Genomic DNA, 18,468 nt, shown 5'->3' on the forward strand with positions numbered 1-18,468 from the left:
GTGGCTGCGGATCGGTCGGTGCCGGCCGCCGGAGGCGTACGAGCTCGTACGGGGTCGTACGAGGCTCGCACCGGTCGTACGAGGCTCGTACGGGGTGCTCAGGCGGCCCGGGGGACCGCGGAGGGTGCTCTGGGCCGGGGGCGACCCCCGGCGCCGGGGTCGCGCAGCCGCACGTAGGCGGCCCGGGAGGCGCGCCGCTGGAGCGTGAGCGCCCCCAGCCGCACGGAGGAGGGATCGTCGCCGTGCCGGGCCGTCAGGGCCCGCCGCACGACCAGCAGGCCGAGCCCGGCCACCGCCGCGGCCGTCAGCACCAGCACCGCGCCGGGCGCGGACAGCGCCTCGGTGAGCACGCCGGCCACGCCGAGCACCCGCGACATCGCGGCGATCAACGGCCAGAACACTGGGCGGCTCTTTCCCTCCGGAGCGGACCTGCTGCCCTATTGACGGCCGGCGCGGCGTACCGGTTCCCGCGACCTGGCCTCCGGGCGCGGCGAACCGGCCGGAGCGGGGGCGTCCCGGGCCGGGGCGTCAGACCAGCAGGCCCCGGACCAGGAGCAGGAAGGCGAGCGCCATCAGCGCGGCGGCGGCGGTGAGGTTGGTGATCCAGGGCATCCGCGCCGCGATGGTCAGGTCGCGGTCGGGGTCGCGCGACCACAGCGTGAGCGCGGCCGTGAGCGCACGGCCCAGCCCGAAGGCGGTGCCCACGACCGCCGTGGCCGCGAAGCCCTGGTGGCTGAGCAGGAGCCCGAGCGCCAGCACGTAGGGGGCGCTCGCGGAGACGAAGGTGCGCACCCCGGTGCCGAGCTCGAAGCCGAACTGCAGGGTGCCCAGCCGCAGCCGCCGCTGCAGCACGTCCTGCGGGATCTGCCGGGCGTTCTGCGGCAACGGGATGCGGATCAGCCCGGCCTCGCGCAGCACGCCGAGCAGCGCGACCGCGAGGATCGCCCAGCCGCGGCCCTGCGGGGGGAGCGGGGCGGAGAAGCCGGACAGCAGCCAGACGACGGTGCCGCTGAGGGTGCCCCCGAGCAGGAGCCCGAGGGTGAAAACGGCCAGGACGGTGCCCTGCCGTACCGGAGCCCGCCAACCTGGCGAGAACAGCACACTTTCGCTGTTACGCGTTCAAACCGAGCCCGACAGCGAGTAGCCCGCCAGCGCGCCCACCGAGGACCAGCAGAGCACGGTCTGGTCCAGCGCCGCAGCGGCGGCCGCCAGCAGCGCCAGCGCCGCGACCGGCAGCAGCGGCTCGGTCAGCCCGCGGCGCAGGCGCCCGGCGGGGATCAGCTCTTGCACGAGGTGGCCCACCGGCAGATGGTCTTGTAGTAGCTGCCGTGCGAGTTCTTCTTCCAGCCGTCGTGACAGCGCCAGGTCACCGATTTCTTGCACTTGCCGCAGGGATGGGCGTACGCCCAGGACCAGCCGTCGTAGCCCCCGGAGTAGCACTGGTTGGGCCGCAGCATGTAGCCCGGGTAGAGGTACTTGGACTTGTGGTAGCCCTTGCGGTACCCCGAGGTCTGGCAGCAGGTGGAACAGACCAGGCTGGGCCCGCAGCCGGGGGAGCAGTTGTGCGAGCTGGCGTAGGACGGGCACTTGGGATAGATCCAGTAGTACCCGGCCACCCGGTAGCCGCCCTCGATGGCCTGTCGGGCCGGCGGGAAGGCGCCGAGCGCGGCCAGGCCCATCGTGCCGCCGGCGGCGACCAGGCCGCCCAGCAGTGACCGCCGGGCCAGATGCAGTGGCGGTCCCTCGGACGGCACCCGTCGGCGCACCTTGGCGGCGCCCTCCGGCCGGGGTCCTCTCAGCGGCGGGATGTCATCGAGATCGATCAGGTCGGTCACCGCACACCTCCGGTCACGCGTCCACGTTCGCCGCTCATGGCGACACCTCCAGGTTCAGCAGTTCGCGCAGTGCTCCGGGGGAGCCGACCGGCTCGGAGACCGTGACGCGGCCGGACTCGCCGACGACGACCGCGAAGGGCGTCGCGGGGATCTTGTACGCCTCGAACAGCGCGGGCTCGTCGGCGTGCACCGTGACCCGTTCGGCCGGCAGCGCGGCGCCGGCGAACAGCGCGTGCACGGGCGGGTCCGCGGGCCCGGTCAGCGACTCGGCGGCGGCCAGCACGTCCGGGCAGGCGGCGCAGTCGGCGCTGAGGAACAGCAGCAGGCCGGGCCCGAAGCGCTCGAAGCCGGGGGCCTGCGAGCCCGTGTCCAGCCCCAGCGCGGTGGGCCGCGGGCCCTGGCCGATCGCGTGCACCTGCCGTACGAGCCCCGCGACGACGAGGCTCAGCAGCAGGATCGCCACCCAGGACAGCAGCAGGGCCGTCATCTCGAAACTCATGCGGCGGGGGTCCTCTCCGGGTCGTGCAGGGCGAGGGGAAGCGTCCAGAGCAGCACCGCGAACACCGCACCGGCGAGCAGCGTGATCGCCAGCCGGCCGCCGTGCGGCGAGGAGGGGGTGGTCCAGACGGCGCCCGCCAGCGCCAGGGCGGCCAGCGCGACGGCCCGGACCACCACCCAGCCGGTGAGCCGGGTGTCGCCGGCGCCCGCGCAGCCGCACGGCACCGCGGGCCGGTGGCGCAGGACGTACCAGCCGTACAGCGCGTAGCCGGTCAGCAGCGCGCAGGCGGCGGCCAGCGCCGGGCGGGCGAATCCGGCCAGGGCCAGCGCGCCCGTGGCGGCCTCGGCCAGCGCGGTCGAGGCGGCGGCCGGGACGACCAGCGGGGCGGGCAGGGTGCGGTGCGCGCGCAGCGCCCGGGTCAGGCCGGCCGGCCGCAGCAGGTGGCCGGCGAAGGAGACCAGCAGCACCAGCGGCACGGTGACCAGCGCGAGGTCGGCGAGGACGTCGGCGAGCATGTCAGCGCAGGATCTCGGCGGTGAGCCCGGCGAGCCTGCGGGGGACCTCGTGGACGCGGGACTCGTCGGTCGGGAGCACGGTCACCAGCGTGGAGGCGGTGGCGAGCAGGAAGAAGGTGCCCTTGTCCTCGAGGGTGTCCTTGAACAGCTCGCCGCCGGCGATTCTCGCCCCCGGCCAGGAGGGCAGCCGGCGGGCGGTCTGCCTGGTGAGGCTGGTGACCTCCAGCAGGCCCAGGCCGGGCACCTCCTTGACCAGCTCGGTCGGCTCGGTCACGGCGGCGCGCCTGCGCGGGGTGAAGGCGGCGCCGTCGTCGTGCTCGGAGAGCGTCAGGGCGTTGAAGAACCCCACGGCGTCGGCCGCGCGCGCGTGGTAGAGATGGGTGAAGACGGCGTACCGGCGGCCTTCCCAGATCGCGGCCAGCACCCGCTCCTGCAGCCCGGCGTGCGCGTCCCGGAGGGTCGAGTGGCCGATCCGCAGCCGTCCGCCCTGCACGGCGAACTCGTCGTCGAAGCGGGTCACCCCGAGATCGTCGGCCCAGGCGTGCGCGGCGCCCCGTTCACCGGCGGTGATCTCGTGCAGCCGCCCGTCGAGCGCGATCCGCGCCACCGAGGTGGCGGGGCGGCTCAGGTCGAGCTCACCGGACAGTTGGATGCGTTTGCCGTCAAGTGTCCGATGGACGACCCGTGGAGCCATGTGCGGCGACCTCTCGAGGGGTAAGGGGTCATGCGACAGGAGTGACGTTAGTGCTTTGGGCAGGAGTAATCCAAGATCTGCCGAAAGTGGCCATCGTCGTTCGGCCGGCGGGCGGGCCCGGCGCCGGCGGGCGGGGTCCCGTCCGCCGCCGTCCGGGGCGGACGAGCGCCCGGACTCGCCCATGGGGCGTGCTTGCCGCGGCCGGGGACACCGCCCTGGATAGGGTCGTCTCGCCGTTCCGCGCGGCGCATGACCGGCCGGCCGGAGTGCGGCCGTACAGGGACGCGACGTGCCCGCGCGAGCGACTTCGAGGTGAATCCTTGGGTGACAAGGTGGATGTGCTGATCCAGCGGCTCGATCCCGGCCTGCCGCTGCCGGCGTACGCCCATCCGGGCGACGCGGGGATGGACCTGGTGGCGGCCGGTGACGTGGAACTGACGCCCGGGGAGCGGGCCGTGGTGGGGACCGGCGTGGCGATCGCGCTGCCCGACGGCTACGCGGGCCTGATTCACCCTCGGTCGGGTTTGGCGGCTAAATTGGGGCTAACGATCGTCAATGCTCCGGGGACCGTGGACGCCGGTTACCGCGGTGAGATCAAAGTGACCTTGCTGAACACCGACGCCCGCGACACCGTACGACTCCGGCGCGGTGACCGTATCGCGCAACTGGTCATCCAGAAGGTCGAACAGGCCGTCTTGCATGAGGTGACGGCGCTTCCCGGGTCCGCTCGGGGGACGGCCGGGTTCGGCTCGACAGGTGGCTTCTGACCGCGTTGAAGCCGGTAATGTGCCGGAACCGCGTGGAAGAGGGCTGAGTACGCGGAACCATGCAGAGCAACGAAGGAGCGTGAAGTCGTGTTTCGACGTCGTCGTCAGGGCGAGGAGCCCGAGGAGAACCTCGAGCTGACCGACGAGCAGCCGGAGGCCGCCGAGTCCGCCGAGGCGGAGGAGGCCGCGCCGGCGGCCGAGGGCAAGGGCCCGTGGGACTCCGAGGAGTCCTACCCCGAGCTCGAGCGCATCGACTTCGGGGGCCTCCAGGTGCCGATCGGCCCCGGGCTCGAGGTCCAGGTGAACCTCGAGGCGACCGAGCACGACGCCGAGGGCAACCCGGTGGGCGGCCGGATGGTCGCCGTCACCATCGTGACCGGCGACAGCGGCCTGCAGGTCCAGGCGTTCGCCGCTCCCAAGCGCAGCGGCATCTGGGCGGAGGTACGGCAGGAGACGGCCGCCGAGATCCAGGAGGCCGGAGGTCAGACCCAGGACGGTGCGGGCCCGTTCGGCGACGAGCTGCACGCCATGGTCCCGGTGCAGATCCCCGAAGAGGTCATGGACCAGGTCCCCGATGAGATCCGCGAGCAGGGCTTCGCCTGGCAGCCGGTGCGGTTCATCGGCGTGGACGGCCCCCGGTGGTTCCTGCGCGGCGTGGTGAGCGGCGCGGCCATCGAGGACGAGGAGCAGTGGCAGGTCCTGGAGGACGTGTTCCGCAACATCGTCGTGGTCCGCGGCGACCAGCCGATGGCCCCGCGGGAGCTGCTGGAGCTGACCCTGCCGGCCGAGGCCCAGGAGGCGCTCGCCCAGCAGGCCGACGAGGGCGATGACGGCTTCGACCCCTTCGAGCGCGGCCCGGAGATCACCGAGGTGCGCTGACGCCCTGGACCGTCACCGAACCGTCGTGAGCATGCGCGCGCCCGCATGACCGCGGCGGTTTGGCCGTTTCCGGGGAAAGTCATGGTCCGCAGGCCCTTGTCCTTCCGGCGCCGCGGGGAGTGAATGGGACCATGTCGAAACGCACGAGGAAACGGCGCGCCAGGCGTAAGCGCCTGGCCAACCACGGCAGAAGGCCCAACAGCTGAGGTCGCCGGGTCAGCCGGCCGGGGAGTAGGCCCAGCCGGACCACCGGTCGACGGCGATCGCGATGACCGGTCCCTCCGGTGGGTTCGCGCGGTACTGCCCGTACCGCCCCGTCAGCAGCCGGATCGGGCCGGCCATCTCGGCGGGCTCCGAGACGATCGTGGCCCGGCCCTCGGCCCGCACCCACCACAGCCGTTCCCAGTCGTCCTCGTAGTGGTCGGCCAGCACGGCCACCCGCGGGTTCACCGCGATGTTCCGCAGCCGCCTGAGGTCGCGGCTGCGTTTGGGCTTGTGGTCGACCGCGCTGTAGAGCAGGTCGCCGTCGACGGCGAAGGTGACGGCCACCAGGTGCGGCCGGCCCCCCAGATCGGCCGTCGCCAGGCGTACGACCGGAGCCGCCGCCAGCCTGGCGCGGGCCTGGTCCTGCGTGAGCGTGGGCACGGCGCCGTACCCCCTCCCGTGCTCGCTCCGTTCTCGCCCGCCGGGCGACGCCCCGTCCTCATCCAAACACGGCCCCGGTGTCGCGGCATCGGCGGACCGCCCGGCGCGGCGCCGGGAGGCGCCCACGATGACGCCCGGAGGGATGATCTCCAGGTGAGAGCGGCTTTCGGGTTTTCCGCCGCCTGATGCCGAATCGTTATTGCAAGGTGCAAATCACCCATCGCCTGTGACTGGTGTCACAGCGGGTGCGCGAAATACGTTGTGCCAGACAACATTCTCGGGCTTCGTGGCGGCCGCCTCTGCCCTTTTGCACGGCAGTCCCGTGCGCCGGTCCTCACCGGTTCGGCGCGCGGGGTACGGGGCTGCAGATCGGAGTACTTCCATGAACGGTGCGCTGGCGACCTCTGCCGGTCGCCCGGACGCCCCCACGGTGCGGGACCACACCCGGCGCTACCTGGCGCGGGTGGCGACGGGTGAGATGGGCGCGCTGCCCGCTCTCACGGGTCTGGTGCTCTTCAGCGCCGTCTTCGCGCTGTTGCGGCCGTCCTTCCTCTCGGCCAGCAACCTCGCCAACCTGTTCACCCAGGGCGCCGCGGTCGTCGTCATCGCGATGGGCCTGGTCTTCGTCATGCTCCTCGGCGAGATCGACCTGTCCGCCGGCTACACCAGCGGGGTGTGCGGGGCCGTGCTCGCGGTGCTCGCGGCGCACGGCCGGCTGCCCTGGTACGCGGCGGCGGCCCTCGCGCTGCTCGTCGCCGTCGCCATCGGCCTGGGCCTGGGCCTGCTGGTGACCAGGACCAAGGTTCCCTCGTTCGTCGTGACGCTGGCGGGGCTGCTCGGGCTGCAGGGCGTCGCGCTGCTCCTCATCGGTGACAGCACCACCGTCACGCTCGACGACGGGACCCTTCTCTCGATCGCCAACGGCACCGTGGCCCCCGAGCTGGCCTGGCTGATGTGGGCGGGGGGCCTGGCCGCGTACGTCATGATCGAGTTCCGGCGCAAGCGCAAGGGGCTGCACCACCGGCGCACCGCCGATCCCCTCGTCCTGGTCGTCTGGCGGGTCCTGGTGGCCGCGGTGCTCTCCGCCGCGATCGTGTACCTCCTCAACCAGGAGCGCAGCCCCCATCCCGACATCGCGTCGCTGAAGGGTGTGCCGATCGTCGTCCCGATCATCGCCGTCATGATCATGCTATGGACGTTCGTGCTGCGCCGGACGGCGTACGGCCGCCGGATCTACATGGTCGGCCAGAGCCGGGAGGTCGCCCGGCAGGCCGGCGTCAACGTCGACCGGATCCGGGTGTCGGTGTTCGTGATCTGTTCCTGCATGGCCGCCGTCGGCGGTGTGATCGCGGTCTCGCGGGCGCACTCGGTGGACGCCGACACCGGAGGGGTCAACGTGCTGCTGTACGCGGTCGCCGCGGTGGTGTTCGGCGGCACCAGCCTCTTCGGCGGCAAGGGGCGGGTGCTCGACGCCGTCCTGGGGGGCGCCCTGATGGCCGTGATCGACAACGGCATGGGCCTGATGGGCTACAGCGCCGGGCTGAAGTACATCGTCACCTGCGCGCTGCTCCTGCTGGCCGCGTGCCTGGACGTTGTCTCCCGGACGCGCGAGGCGGCCGCCGCGGCGGTCCCCCCGCTGCCCCCCGGGGTCGCGTTCGTCCCCGCGGCCCGGCCCCCTGCTGGGCCACCTGCTGGGCCACCTTCTGGGCCACCGGCCCGGCCGACGGGTCACCCGCCGACGGGTCACCCGCCGACGTGGCCGGCCGGCCGCACCGACCCCGGGCCGCGGCACGGGCCGGGCGCCGGGACGGGCTGGCGCTAGGCCCCCGGGACGGCTTTGGACCTGCGGTCCGGAGGGTGCCCGCCGGATGTCCCGGCGGGCACCCGGCGGGACCTCGGGCGTGCGCCGACCTGCGCCGACCTGCGCCGACCTGCGCCGACCTGCGCCGACCTGCGGCTACCTGCGGCGATCAAGGCCGTGGGCTCGGGAGTTGCGATTGAGTGAGTGCACACTCATACTGGGTGAGCGCACACTCAACCGGTCGGCGGCTCATCTGGAGGATGGTCATGGGTATCAGCGCACTTCCCGCCCGTTCCGTGGCCACGTCCATGGCGGCGTCGCTGTGGCGCTTCTGGACCGGCGGGCGCCCCGTCGAGCGGGCGTGCTACCTCATCGGAGCGGTGCTGTTCGCCGCCGGGCTGTTCCACCTCGGGGTCTTCGCCGTGGACGGAGGCCCGTGGGAGGGGCCGGTCTCCTGGCGCAAGCCCACGACGTTCGGCTTGTCGTTCGGCCTCACCCTGGTCACCATCGCCGGCGTGACGACCTTCGTCCGGCTCGGGGAGCGCACCCGTGGGTGGCTGCTGGGCGTGTTCGCCGCCGCCTGCGTCCTCGAGGTCGCCTTCATCAGCGTGCAGGCCTGGCGGCACGTCCCCTCGCACTTCAACAACGAGGGCCCGGTCAACACGGCCATCGCCATGGTCCTGGCCGCGGGCGGGGTCGTGCTCGTCGTGATCCTGGTGACGCTCACCGTCGCCTCCTTCCGCAAGGTCCCCGAGCCCGCGCCCGACGACCCGGCCGGCCCGGCCGACGCGGCGGCCGGCCCGGCCATGCGGCTCGCGGTGCAGGCGGGCTTCGTCGCGCTGCTGTTCGCCCTGGCGTCCGGGGCGGCGATGATCGCCAAGGGGATGGTGCTGGTCAAGACCGGCCATCAGCACGCCGCCTACACCGCCGCCGAGGCGCTCAAGCCGGCCCACGCGGTGACCATGCACGCCATCCTCGTGCTGCCCGGCCTCGCCTGGCTGCTGACCTTCACCACCTGGACCGAGCGGCGCCGCCGGCGCGCCGTCGCCCGGGTCGCCCTGGCCTACGGGCTCGCGGCCGCCGCCGTGATCGTGGTGTCGGCCGTGAGGTTCGCCTGACCTGCCCCCGGGCCCGGTCCGGCCCCGTACGGGCCCGCGGGCCGGGGGCGGAGCCGGGGCAGGGGGCGGGTGCCGGGGAGGCGTCCCTTACGGTCGTATCCGGGGGAGGTGAGGCCGGCGTGGGCGCGCGCGGAACGCTGCGGATCTATCTCGGGGTGGCGCCGGGGGTCGGGAAGACCTTCGCCATGCTCGAGGAGGGGCACCGCCGGGCCGAGCGCGGCACCGACCTCGTGATCGGCCTGATCGAGTGCCACGGCCGGCGGAAGACCGAGGCGCTGCTCGACGGCCTGGAGATCGTGCCCCGCCGGGACCTGGTCTACCGGGGCACGACCTTCACCGAGATGGACCTCGACGCGGTGCTGGCCCGCAGGCCGCGGGTGGCACTGGTCGACGAGTACGCGCACACCAACGTGCCCGGCTCGCGGCACGAGAAGCGCTGGCAGGACATCGAGGAACTGCTCGACGCCGGCATCGACGTCGTCTCCACGGTGAACATCCAGCATCTGGAGTCGCTCAACGACGTGGTGCAGCGGATCACCGGGGTGCCGCAGCGGGAGCGGGTCCCCGACGAGGTCGTCCGCCGGGCCGACCAGATCCAGCTGGTCGACATGACGCCGGAGGCGCTGCGCAGGCGGATGGCGCACGGCAACGTCTACGGCCCGGAGCAGGTCGGCGCGGCCCTGGGCAACTACTTCCGGGTCGGCAACCTCGCGGCGCTGCGGGAGCTGGCCCTGCTGTGGCTGGCCGACCGTGTCGACGAGGGGCTGGCCCGGTACCGCCGCGACCACGACATCACCGACACCTGGGAGGCCCGCGAACGGGTCGTGGTGGCGCTCACCGGCGGACCGGAGGGTGACACGCTGATCCGCCGGGCCGCCCGGATCGCCTCCCACGCCGGCAAGGGCGACCTGCTCGCGGTGCACGTCGCCAAGAGCGACGGGCTCACCGGAGCCTCCCCGCAGGCGCTCAGCCGGCAGCGCACCCTCGTCGAGAGCCTCGGCGGCAGCTACCACCAGGTGGTGGGCGAGGACGTGCCGACCGCGCTGCTGGAGTTCGCCCGGGGCGTCAACGCCACGCAGGTGGTGCTGGGGACCAGCCGGCGGCACGGCTGGCAGTGGGTGCTCGGCCCCGGCGTGGGCCAGACCGTCACCCGCGATTCGGGCGACATCGACGTGCACATCGTCACCCACGAGCGGGCCGGCAAGGGCCGCGGGCCGGGCAAGGTGGCCGGCACCGCCCTCAGCGCGCGCAGGCAGGCCATCGGCTGGCTGATGGCCGTGCTCGGCCCGCCGCTGCTGTCGTACCTGCTGACCGGCCTGCGGCCCCACCTCGGCCTGCCCTCCGACCTGCTGTTCTTCCTGGCGCTGACGATCGGGGTGGCGCTGGCCGGCGGGCTCTGGCCCGCGATCGCCGCGGCCGTCCTGGGCTCGGTGCTGCTCAACTGGTTCTTCACCCCGCCCCTGCACACCTTCACCGTCGCCCGGCTGGAGAACGCCCTCGCCCTCGCGGTCTTCGTCGCCCTGGCCGTCGCGGTGTCCTCGGTCGTCGACCTGGCCGCGCGCCGTACCAACCAGGCCGGCCGCAGCAACGCGGAGGCGGAGACGCTCAGCCTGCTGGCCACCAGCGTGCTGCGCGGCGCCAACGCGCTGCCCGCCCTGCTGGAGCGGGTGCGGGAGACCTTCGGGGTCACCTCCGTGGCCCTGCTGGAGCAGTCCGGCGGCACCTGGGCCACGGTGGGCACCACCGGCCCGGACGCCGCGACGCGGCCGGACGACGCCGACGCGCAGGCGGTGGTCAGCGACACCTACGTCCTGGCGCTGCGCGGGCGGGTGCTGCCCGCCGCGGACCGCCGGGTGCTGTCGGCCTTCGCCTCCCAGGCGGCGTCCGCGCTGGAGTGGCGGCGGCTGGCCCAGGAGGCCGAGCAGGCCCGCCGGCTGGCCGAGGGCAACAAGATCCGCACGGCGCTGCTCGCCGCGGTCTCGCACGACCTGCGCACCCCGCTGGCCTCGATCAAGGCGAGCGTGAGCAGCCTGCGCCAGCAGGACATCAGCTGGGACCCGGCCGACGAGGCCGAGCTGCTGGCGACGATCGAGGAGTCCGCCGACCGGCTCGACGGCCTGGTCGCCAACCTGCTGGACATGAGCCGGCTGCAGACGGGGGTGGTGACGCCGCTGATCGGGCCGGTCACCCTCGAGGAGGTGGTGCCGGCCGCGCTGGCCGGAGTCCCGGCGAGCCGGATCGAGATCGACGTCCCGGAGACGCTGACGCCGGTCGCCGCCGACCGCGGCCTGCTGGAGCGCGCGCTCGCCAACGTTGTGGAGAACGCGGTCCGCCACGGCACCGGGCCGGTGCTGGTCACCGGAGGCGAGCTGCGGTTCGGCCGCGGGCCGGGCCGCATCGAGCTGCGGGTCGCCGATCGCGGCGCCGGCGTGCCCGACCGGGACAAGGAGCAGATCTTCGAGCCGTTCCAGCGGCTCGGGGACGTCCCCCAGGGCACCGGCGTGGGGCTCGGATTGGCCGTCGCCCGCGGCTTCACCGAGGCCATGGGCGGGACGCTGCAGGCCGAGGACACCCCCGGCGGAGGCCTGACCATGGTCTTCTCCCTACCGATGATCGGTGATGAGGTCCAGTGAGCACGAACCCCGTCCGGGTCCTGGTCGTCGACGACGAACCCCAGCTCGTGCGCGCGCTGCGGATCAATCTGCGGGCCCGCGGTTACGAGGTCGACGCCGCGCCGGACGGGCGTACGGCGCTGGAGCTCGCCGCGCGCCGCCACCCCGACGTGGTCGTGCTCGACCTCGGGCTGCCCGACATGGACGGCGTCGAGGTCATCCGGGGCCTGCGCGGCTGGCTCAGCGTGCCGATCATCGTGCTGTCGGCCCGGCATGCCTCCGACGAGAAGGTCGAGTCCCTCGACGCGGGCGCCGACGACTACGTCACCAAGCCGTTCGGCATGGACGAGCTGCTGGCCCGGCTGCGGGCCGCGGTGCGCCGGGCCGCCCCCGCCGCCGAGGCGGCCGTCGTCGAGACCGCCGCGTTCACCGTGGACCTGGCCGCCAAGAAGGTACGGCGGGAGGGCGCCGACGTCCGGTTGACCCCCACCGAGTGGCACGTCCTGGAGGTCCTGGTGCGCAACGCCGGGCGGCTGGTCAGCCAGCAGCAGCTGCTGCGCGAGGTGTGGGGACCGGCGTACGAGCAGGAGACCAACTACCTGCGGGTCTACCTGGCCCAGCTGCGCCGCAAGCTGGAACCCGACCCCTCCCACCCGCTGCACCTGATCACCGAGCCGGGCATGGGCTACCGCTTCGAGCGATCCCCTTGACAGCCCGTCGAGCGGCCCGCTCCGGAGGCCGCCGGAATACCCGAACCGGACAGCGCCGTTCGCGGCGAGATGTCGTACTCTTGCGAAACATGGACGATGTGTCCGCCGCGGCGGCGCCCGGAAGGGACGGCAACCCCGAGTCGGAACGCGAACGGGGTGGCCTGCGCGGATTCCTGCGCCGGCTGGCATCGAGCAAAGCCGAGCTGGAAGCGGAGGACCTGCAGAAGAGCACCGACCACGAGGGCGCCACACCGATCGTGGGGTGTGCCGAGCGCAGGCGCGCCTGCGTGGCGGGTACGCTACGTACCGTGACCCTGCGACCACGGGGCGGAGCTCCCGCCCTCGAAGCCGAGCTGTACGACGGCACGGACGTGATCAACCTCGTGTGGCTCGGCCGTCGCAAGATCGCCGGCATCGAGCCCGGCCGCCGGCTGCGCGCCGAGGGCCTGGTCAGCGTCCAGGACGGCCGGAAGGTCATGTTCAATCCGCGTTACGAGCTGCGAGGAAGTACATGAGCGAGCCGGCGTCGAGCACGGAGGTCGAGGCCGCACCGCCCGCGGCCTCGTCCCATGACACCGTCGAGGCGGCCGTACGAGCCCAGCTCACCAAGGCCTTCGGCGGCCTGCGCGGCGTGCTCGAGGCCGCGGTGCCCACCGTCGGGTTCACCGTGTCCTATCTGGTCACCAAGGAGCTCAGGCTCTCCCTGGGCGTCGGCATCGGCGCCGCGCTGGTGCTGCTGGCTCTCCGCCTGATCCAGAAGTCCACCCCGCAGTTCGTGGTCAACAGCCTGTTCGGCATCGCGATCGCGGCGTTCTTCGCGCTGCGCTCCGGCAAGGCCGAGGACGTCTTCCTGCCCGGCATCCTCTACAACGCCGGCTACGCCGCCGCGATGGTGCTGTCGATCCTGGTCCGCTGGCCGGTGGTCGGCTTCCTGATCGGCTCGGTCACCGGCGATCCGACCTCCTGGCACCGGGACCCGGCGATCGTGCGCCTGTGCTCCCGGCTGACCTGGCTGCTGCTGATCCCGTGCCTGGTAAGGGTCGCGGTGCAGTGGCCGCTCTACCTCGCCGGTGAGGTCGGCTGGCTGGGCGCCTCCAAGCTGGCGCTGGGCTGGCCGCTCCAGGTCGCCGGGCTGGCCGCGATGGTCTGGGTCCTGGCGCGCGGCCGCACCCCGCTGCCCGCCGGCTCCTCCTCCCCGTCCTGAGCACATCCCCGCCGTGAGCCCGTCCCGCCGTGATCTCCTCCTGCCGTGATTATGCAATCGTTCGACGAGCGATTGCATGATCACGACAGGGAGGAATGCGGGGAAGGCGGGGTGTGATCACCGGGGCGGGGTCAGCGTGAGCCCAGCAGCTCCCCGAGCTCGTCCTCCACGTCCTGGGTGGCGACGAAGAGCAGCTCGTCACCGGCCTCGAGGGTGTCGTCGGAGCTCGGCACCAGCACCCGGCCCTCGCGCAGGATGGCGACCAGGGCGGTGTTGTTCGGCCAGGCCACCGAGCCGACCCGCTGACCGCCCAGCGGGGCGTCTTCGGGCAGGGTGAGCTCGACCAGGTTGGCCTCGCCCTGGCGGAAGGTCATCAGGCGGACCAGGTCACCGACGCTGACCGCCTCCTCCACCAGCGCGGACAGCAGCCGCGGGGTCGACACCGCGACGTCGACGCCCCACGACTCGTTGAACAGCCACTCGTTCTTGGGATGGTTGATGCGGGCGACCACCCGCGGCACCCCGAACTCCGTCTTGGCCAGCAGCGACACCACCAGGTTGACCTTGTCGTCGCCGGTGGAGGCCACCACGACCTGGCAGCGCTCCAAAGCGGCGTCGTCCAGGGAGGAGATCTCGCAGGCGTCGGCGAGCAGCCACTCCGCCCGCGGCACGACCTCCACCTTGATCGCTTTGGGGTCCTTGTCGATGAGCAGGACCTCGTGGCCGTTCTCCAGCAGTTCCTGCGCGATGGAGCGGCCGACGGCTCCGGCGCCCGCGATGGCGACTCTCATCATTCGGCTCCTTCAGCCCGGGTGGCCAGGGCGGCGTTGATGCGCTCCAGGTCGTTGGATCGGGCCATGACGTGCACGACGTCGCCGTCCTGGATCACCGTCTCGCCGGCGGGCACGATGGCCTCGCCCATCCGGGAGATGAAGGCGATCCGGGTGCGGGCGGCGTCCTCCAGGACGTTCACCTTGGCGCCGACCCAGGCCTTGTCGGTCTGTACCTCCGCCAGCTTGACCTCTCCGGTGGGGTCGCGCCAGAGCGGCACGGCCCCCTCCGGCAGCAGCCGCCGCAGCATCTGGTCGGCGGTCCACCGCACGGTCGCCACCGTGGGAATGCCCAGGCGCTGGTAGACCTCGGCGCGGCGGGGGTCGTAGATCCGCGCGACCACGTTGTCGATGCCGAAGGTCTCGCGGGCCACCCGGGCCGAGATGATGTTGGAGTTGTCGCCGCTGCTCACCGCGACGAACGCGCTCGCCTGCTCGATGCCCGCCTCGACCAGGACGTCGCGGTCGAAGCCGAACCCGGTCACCCGGCGGCCCTTGAACCCGCCCCGCAGCCGGCGGAAGGCCTCCGGGCTCTGGTCGATGATGGCCACCGAGTGGCCCCTGTCCTCCAGGCTGTGCGCGAGCGTCGAACCGACGCGCCCGCACCCCATGATCACGATATGCACGCCGTTCCTCCTGCGGACCATGGATCGCCCGGTCCTTGATGATCTGGACGGGTCCGAACCTACACATTCGCCCAGGCAAGTATTACCCCGGCCGTGCCATGGTCCGGCTGGCGAGATGGCGGACGGGCGCGTAAAGGACGCGTCAACGCGTCGGGCTAGAGTCTCCTTCCGTGGCTAAGGTTCCGGACCTGGTGAAAAGACTCCTGCTCGGCAGGGCTCTGCGCAGTGCGCAGAGCCACGAGCAGCTCCTCCCCAAACGCATCGCTCTTCCCGTCTTCGCGAGCGACGCCCTGTCGTCCGTCGCCTACGCGCCCCAGGAGATCCTGCTCGCCCTCGGCGTGGCGGGGCTCGCCACCTACCACTACACCCCCTGGGTGGCGGGCGCGGTCGTGGTCATCCTGCTCGTCGTGGTGGCCTCGTACCGCCAGAACGTCCGCGCCTACCAGAGCGGAGGCGGCGACTTCGAGGTCGCCACCGAGAACCTCGGCGGCAACTGGGGACTGGTCGTCGCGGCGGCCCTGATGGTCGACTACACGCTGACGGTCGCGGTCTCGGTGTCGTCGGGCGTGGAGAACCTCGGCGCGCTGGTCAAGTTCATCCAGCCGCACACCGTGCTGGTGGCGATCCTGCTCATCGCGCTGCTGGCGGTGCTGAACCTGCGCGGGCTCAAGGAGTCGGGGTTCGCCTTCGCGGTGCCCACCTACCTGTTCATGTTCGCGATCATCGCCATGATGCTGTACGGCTTCCTCCGGCTGAGCCTCGGCACCGAGCTCAGGGCCGAGACCGCGAACTACGACGTCAAGGGAACGGAGGTGGGGGTCGGCGGGTTCGCGCTCGTCTTCCTCCTGCTGCGGGCCTTCTCCTCCGGATGTACGGCGCTGACCGGCGTCGAGGCGATCAGCAACGGCGTACCGGCGTTCAAGAAGCCCAAGGGCAAGAACGCCGCGACGACCCTGTTGCTGCTGGGCGCCGTCGCGTCGATCATGTTCGCCGGGGTCACGACCCTCGCCTACGTCACCAAGGCCAAGTTCGCCGACGTCGCCCAGGGCACCCATCTGTTCGACCCCGCCACCGGCAAGGACGTCACCGACCAGGACCCGGTGATCGCCCAGGTGGCGCACACGGTCTTCTCCAACTTCACGCCCGGCTTCGCCCTGGTCACCGTGATGACGGCGCTGATCCTGATCCTGGCGGCCAACACCGCCTTCAACGGTTTCCCGGTGCTCGCCTCCGTGCTGGCGCAGAACCGCTACCTGCCCCGTCAGCTGCACACCCGGGGCGACCGGCTGGCCTTCAGCAACGGCATCATCATCCTGGCCACCATGGCGGGCCTGCTGATCTACGCCTACGACGCCTCGGTGACCCGGCTGATCCCGCTCTACACCGTCGGGGTGTTCGTCTCCTTCACCATCAGCCAGACCGGCATGGTGCGGCACTGGAACCGGCTGCTGAAGACGGTGACCGATCCCTCGCAGCGCCGCAACATGGTGACGGCGCGGGCCATCAACGCCTTCGGCGCGCTGGTCACCGGCATCGTGCTGGTCGTCGTCCTGGTCACCAAGTTCCTGCTCGGCGCCTACATCGTCTGCATCGCCATGCCGGTCCTGTTCCTGCTGATGCGGTCGATCCGCCGGCACTACGACCGGATCGCCGCGGAGCTGGTGCCCACCGGTGAGGACGTCACGCTGCCCGCCCGCAACCATGCCATCGTGCTCGTCTCCAAGATCCACAAGCCGACGCTGCGGGCACTGTCCTACGCACGGGCGACCCGGCCGTCCACCCTGGAGGCCATCACCGTGGCGGTGGACCTGGAGGAGTCGAGCAAGCTCCAGGAGGACTGGGACGCCCACGATCTCCCGGTCCCGCTGAAGATCCTCGATTCGCCCTACCGGGAGATCACCCGGCCGGTGCTGGAGTACGTCAAGAGCGTCCGGCGCAAGAGCCCGCGCGACGTCGTCACCGTCTTCATCCCCGAGTACGTCGTCGGGCACTGGTGGGAGCACCTCCTGCACAACCAGAGCGCCCTGCGGCTCAAGGGCCGGCTGCTGTTCCAGCCCGGGGTGATGGTCACCAGCGTGCCGTGGCAGCTGGTCTCCTCCGACCGGCTCAAGGGACGTCCCGAGCCGCTGGGCCCGGGTTCCGTACGCCGTCCGCGCCAGGGGGCGGCGGCCGAAGCGGAGAGTACACGCGCGAGTGGCGGTATCGTTTCGGAACGTGACTGAAGCCGTTTCTGACGCGATATCCAAGCCGGTCCTGCTCGAGCTGGTGGTCGGGCCCGTCGCCCACGGTGGGTGGTGCGTCGCCCGCAACCCCGACGACGAGGGCTCCGGCCGGGTCGTGTTCGTGCGGCACGCGCTGCCCGGTGAGCGGGTCCGCGCCCAGGTGACCGAGGAGACCAAGAAGTTCCTGCGCGCCGACGCCGTCGAGATCCTGGAGGCCTCCCCGGACCGGGTCGAGGCGCCCTGCCCCTTCGCCGGGCCGGGCCGGTGCGGTGGCTGTGACTGGCAGCACGCCGCGCTGCCCGCCCAGCGCAAGCTCAAGGCCAGCGTGGTCGAGGAGCAGCTGCGCAGGCTGGCCGGCATCGAGCGTTCGGTGATCGTCGAGGAGATCACCCTCGACCAGGACTTCGAGCTGGACGGCGAGCCGGTGACCATCCCGCCCGGGCTGGGCTGGCGGACCCGGGTGCAGTTCGCCGTGCGCGGCGACGGCTCGGTGGGTCTGCGGCATCACCGCGGCCACTCCATCGAGCCGATCGACCAGTGCCTGATCGCCCACCCCGGCGTCGAGATGATGGGCATCGAGCGCAAGCGCTGGCCCGGCGCCTCCATGGTGGAGGGCATCGTCTCGGCCGCCACCGGCGACCGGCTGGTGGCGCTGCGCGAGCGCCGCGGCCGGGACCGCAGGCCGGTGCGCGTGCCCCGGCTGGACGTGCCGGTACGCCTGGTACGCGGCAAGCCCGAGCCCGGCGGCTCCCTGCCGTACGTCCGCGAAGAGGCGGCGGGCCGGATGTGGCAGGTCAGCGGCAGCGGGTTCTGGCAGGTCCACCCCGGTGCGGCGCAGGTGCTGGCCGACGCGGTGCTCGACGCCCTCGACCCGAAGCCCGGCGAGATCGCCGTCGACCTCTACTGCGGGGTCGGCCTGTTCGCCGGGGTGATCGCCGAGCGGGTGGGCCGTGACGGCCTGGTCGTCGGCGTGGAGTCCGACGGCCTGGCCGCCCGGGACGCCCGCTTCAACCTGCGGGACCTCCCGCAGGTGTCGATCGAGCGGGGCGAGGTCGAGGAGATCCTCGGCCAGCTGGAGTTCGGCAAGTCCGACAACGCCTCCAGCCGCTCGCACGCCAAGCGGGGCGACGCGGCCGGGCACCGCGGCGGAGCCCGGGTGCGCCGTGCGGACATGGTCGTCCTGGACCCCCCTCGTTCCGGCGCCGGCCGCGAGGTCGTGGACAAGATCGCCGCAGTCGCCGGGCGGAAGATCGCCTATGTCTCGTGCGACCCGTCGACGCTCGCCCGCGACCTCGGCTACTTCAGCGAGCGCGGCTGGGTCCTGGAGAGCCTGCGGGCCTTCGACGCCTTCCCGATGACCCACCATGTGGAGTGCCTCGCGGTGCTGGTCAGGGGCTGAGCGCACGCCCGGGGCGGGCGGCACCCGCCACCGGGTGGACGATAACCCATTGTGACGACACGCTGCCGGTGCGCTAGGAGAAATGCCGGGACCCCGTTAGAACGGAGACCTG

General features: G+C 72.4%; 21 protein-coding genes. 11 read left to right on the forward strand and 10 right to left on the reverse strand.

All coding sequences use genetic code 11. From position 1 onward, the window contains the following. Window positions 1–98: 98 nt before the first annotated feature. From ACRYCC_RS24575 to ACRYCC_RS24605, 7 genes are all read right to left on the reverse strand, one after another. Window positions 99–401, reverse strand: coding sequence for a DUF6412 domain-containing protein (locus tag ACRYCC_RS24575; RefSeq protein ID WP_433815732.1), 303 nt, complete (start codon window positions 399–401; stop codon window positions 99–101). Window positions 402–528: 127 nt separating this feature from the next. After that, the gene (locus ACRYCC_RS24580; RefSeq protein WP_433815734.1) at window positions 529–1,101 is read right to left on the reverse strand and encodes a hypothetical protein; all 573 of its coding nucleotides are present in this window, start codon (window positions 1,099–1,101) and stop codon (window positions 529–531) included. An 18-nt stretch (window positions 1,102–1,119) separates the two neighbouring features. Continuing rightward, on the reverse strand, window positions 1,120–1,302 hold the full coding sequence (locus ACRYCC_RS24585) for a hypothetical protein (RefSeq protein ID WP_433815736.1): 183 nt from the start codon (window positions 1,300–1,302) through the stop codon (window positions 1,120–1,122). Then, window positions 1,278–1,835, reverse strand: coding sequence for a hypothetical protein (locus ACRYCC_RS24590; RefSeq protein ID WP_433815737.1), 558 nt, complete (start codon window positions 1,833–1,835; stop codon window positions 1,278–1,280). Before ACRYCC_RS24590 ends, ACRYCC_RS24585 begins: the two co-directional genes overlap by 25 nt. 34 nt (window positions 1,836–1,869) lie before the next feature. Further along, window positions 1,870–2,334 (reverse strand): hypothetical protein, encoded by a 465-nt coding sequence (locus ACRYCC_RS24595; protein WP_433815739.1) that lies wholly within the window; start codon window positions 2,332–2,334, stop codon window positions 1,870–1,872. Continuing rightward, a complete protein-coding gene (locus ACRYCC_RS24600; RefSeq protein ID WP_433815740.1) occupies window positions 2,331–2,849 on the reverse strand; it encodes a MauE/DoxX family redox-associated membrane protein in 519 nt (172 codons plus the stop codon). The genes ACRYCC_RS24595 and ACRYCC_RS24600 overlap by 4 nt, the downstream gene beginning before the upstream one ends. A gap of 1 nt (window position 2,850) precedes the next feature. Beyond that, window positions 2,851–3,543, reverse strand: a complete 693-nt coding sequence (locus tag ACRYCC_RS24605; RefSeq protein ID WP_433815742.1) for a hypothetical protein — start codon at window positions 3,541–3,543, stop codon at window positions 2,851–2,853. 320 nt (window positions 3,544–3,863) lie between these two features. Between ACRYCC_RS24605 and dut the strand changes: the two genes are divergently transcribed. From dut to ACRYCC_RS24620, 3 genes are all read left to right on the forward strand, one after another. Further along, window positions 3,864–4,310 carry a dUTP diphosphatase gene (gene dut, locus ACRYCC_RS24610; RefSeq protein WP_433815744.1) on the forward strand — a complete coding sequence of 149 codons (447 nt, stop codon included), beginning with the start codon at window positions 3,864–3,866 and terminating at the stop codon, window positions 4,308–4,310. Window positions 4,311–4,397: 87 nt separating this feature from the next. Beyond that, entirely contained in the window at window positions 4,398–5,189 is a 792-nt protein-coding gene (locus ACRYCC_RS24615) for a DUF3710 domain-containing protein (RefSeq protein WP_433815746.1), read from the forward strand. A gap of 131 nt (window positions 5,190–5,320) precedes the next feature. Continuing rightward, a complete protein-coding gene (locus ACRYCC_RS24620) occupies window positions 5,321–5,395 on the forward strand; it encodes a 50S ribosomal protein bL37 (protein WP_433816051.1) in 75 nt (24 codons plus the stop codon). A 10-nt stretch (window positions 5,396–5,405) separates the two neighbouring features. Here ACRYCC_RS24620 and ACRYCC_RS24625 read toward each other — a convergent pair whose 3' ends face one another. Beyond that, on the reverse strand, window positions 5,406–5,834 hold the full coding sequence (locus ACRYCC_RS24625; protein ID WP_433815748.1) for a TIGR03668 family PPOX class F420-dependent oxidoreductase: 429 nt from the start codon (window positions 5,832–5,834) through the stop codon (window positions 5,406–5,408). A gap of 382 nt (window positions 5,835–6,216) precedes the next feature. Here ACRYCC_RS24625 and ACRYCC_RS24630 point away from each other — a divergent pair, with 382 nt between their 5' ends. The 6 genes from ACRYCC_RS24630 (at window position 6,217) to ACRYCC_RS24655 (ending at window position 13,279) form a co-directional block, all read left to right on the forward strand. Then, the gene (locus ACRYCC_RS24630; RefSeq protein WP_433815750.1) at window positions 6,217–7,656 is read left to right on the forward strand and encodes a sugar ABC transporter permease; all 1,440 of its coding nucleotides are present in this window, start codon (window positions 6,217–6,219) and stop codon (window positions 7,654–7,656) included. Window positions 7,657–7,901: 245 nt separating this feature from the next. Further along, window positions 7,902–8,753 carry a hypothetical protein gene (locus tag ACRYCC_RS24635; RefSeq protein WP_433815752.1) on the forward strand — a complete coding sequence of 284 codons (852 nt, stop codon included), beginning with the start codon at window positions 7,902–7,904 and terminating at the stop codon, window positions 8,751–8,753. A gap of 119 nt (window positions 8,754–8,872) precedes the next feature. Continuing rightward, a complete protein-coding gene (locus ACRYCC_RS24640; protein ID WP_433815754.1) occupies window positions 8,873–11,386 on the forward strand; it encodes a DUF4118 domain-containing protein in 2,514 nt (837 codons plus the stop codon). After that, window positions 11,383–12,075: a response regulator gene (locus ACRYCC_RS24645; protein ID WP_433815756.1), complete on the forward strand. Its 693-nt coding sequence runs from the start codon at window positions 11,383–11,385 to the stop codon at window positions 12,073–12,075. Before ACRYCC_RS24640 ends, ACRYCC_RS24645 begins: the two co-directional genes overlap by 4 nt. An 89-nt stretch (window positions 12,076–12,164) precedes the next feature. Next, window positions 12,165–12,590: an OB-fold nucleic acid binding domain-containing protein gene (locus ACRYCC_RS24650; RefSeq protein ID WP_433815758.1), complete on the forward strand. Its 426-nt coding sequence runs from the start codon at window positions 12,165–12,167 to the stop codon at window positions 12,588–12,590. Continuing rightward, entirely contained in the window at window positions 12,587–13,279 is a 693-nt protein-coding gene (locus ACRYCC_RS24655) for a DUF3159 domain-containing protein (RefSeq protein WP_433815759.1), read from the forward strand. Before ACRYCC_RS24650 ends, ACRYCC_RS24655 begins: the two co-directional genes overlap by 4 nt. A gap of 131 nt (window positions 13,280–13,410) precedes the next feature. Here ACRYCC_RS24655 and ACRYCC_RS24660 read toward each other — a convergent pair whose 3' ends face one another. Both ACRYCC_RS24660 and ACRYCC_RS24665 read right to left on the reverse strand, forming a co-directional pair. Next, complete coding sequence (locus ACRYCC_RS24660; protein ID WP_433816053.1) at window positions 13,411–14,070, reverse strand: potassium channel family protein; 660 nt, start codon at window positions 14,068–14,070, stop codon at window positions 13,411–13,413. Then, window positions 14,070–14,735, reverse strand: coding sequence for a potassium channel family protein (locus tag ACRYCC_RS24665; protein WP_433815761.1), 666 nt, complete (start codon window positions 14,733–14,735; stop codon window positions 14,070–14,072). The genes ACRYCC_RS24660 and ACRYCC_RS24665 overlap by 1 nt, the downstream gene beginning before the upstream one ends. Before the next feature lie 170 nt (window positions 14,736–14,905). Here ACRYCC_RS24665 and ACRYCC_RS24670 point away from each other — a divergent pair, with 170 nt between their 5' ends. Next, the gene (locus ACRYCC_RS24670; RefSeq protein WP_433815763.1) at window positions 14,906–16,957 is read left to right on the forward strand and encodes an APC family permease; all 2,052 of its coding nucleotides are present in this window, start codon (window positions 14,906–14,908) and stop codon (window positions 16,955–16,957) included. Beyond that, complete coding sequence (locus tag ACRYCC_RS24675) at window positions 16,950–18,356, forward strand: class I SAM-dependent RNA methyltransferase (protein WP_433815764.1); 1,407 nt, start codon at window positions 16,950–16,952, stop codon at window positions 18,354–18,356. Before ACRYCC_RS24670 ends, ACRYCC_RS24675 begins: the two co-directional genes overlap by 8 nt. Window positions 18,357–18,468: the final 112 nt, after the last annotated feature.

Origin of the sequence: Actinomadura scrupuli, assembly GCF_050971785.1 — a bacterium.
Lineage (GTDB): Bacteria > Actinomycetota > Actinomycetes > Streptosporangiales > Streptosporangiaceae > Actinomadura_E > Actinomadura_E scrupuli.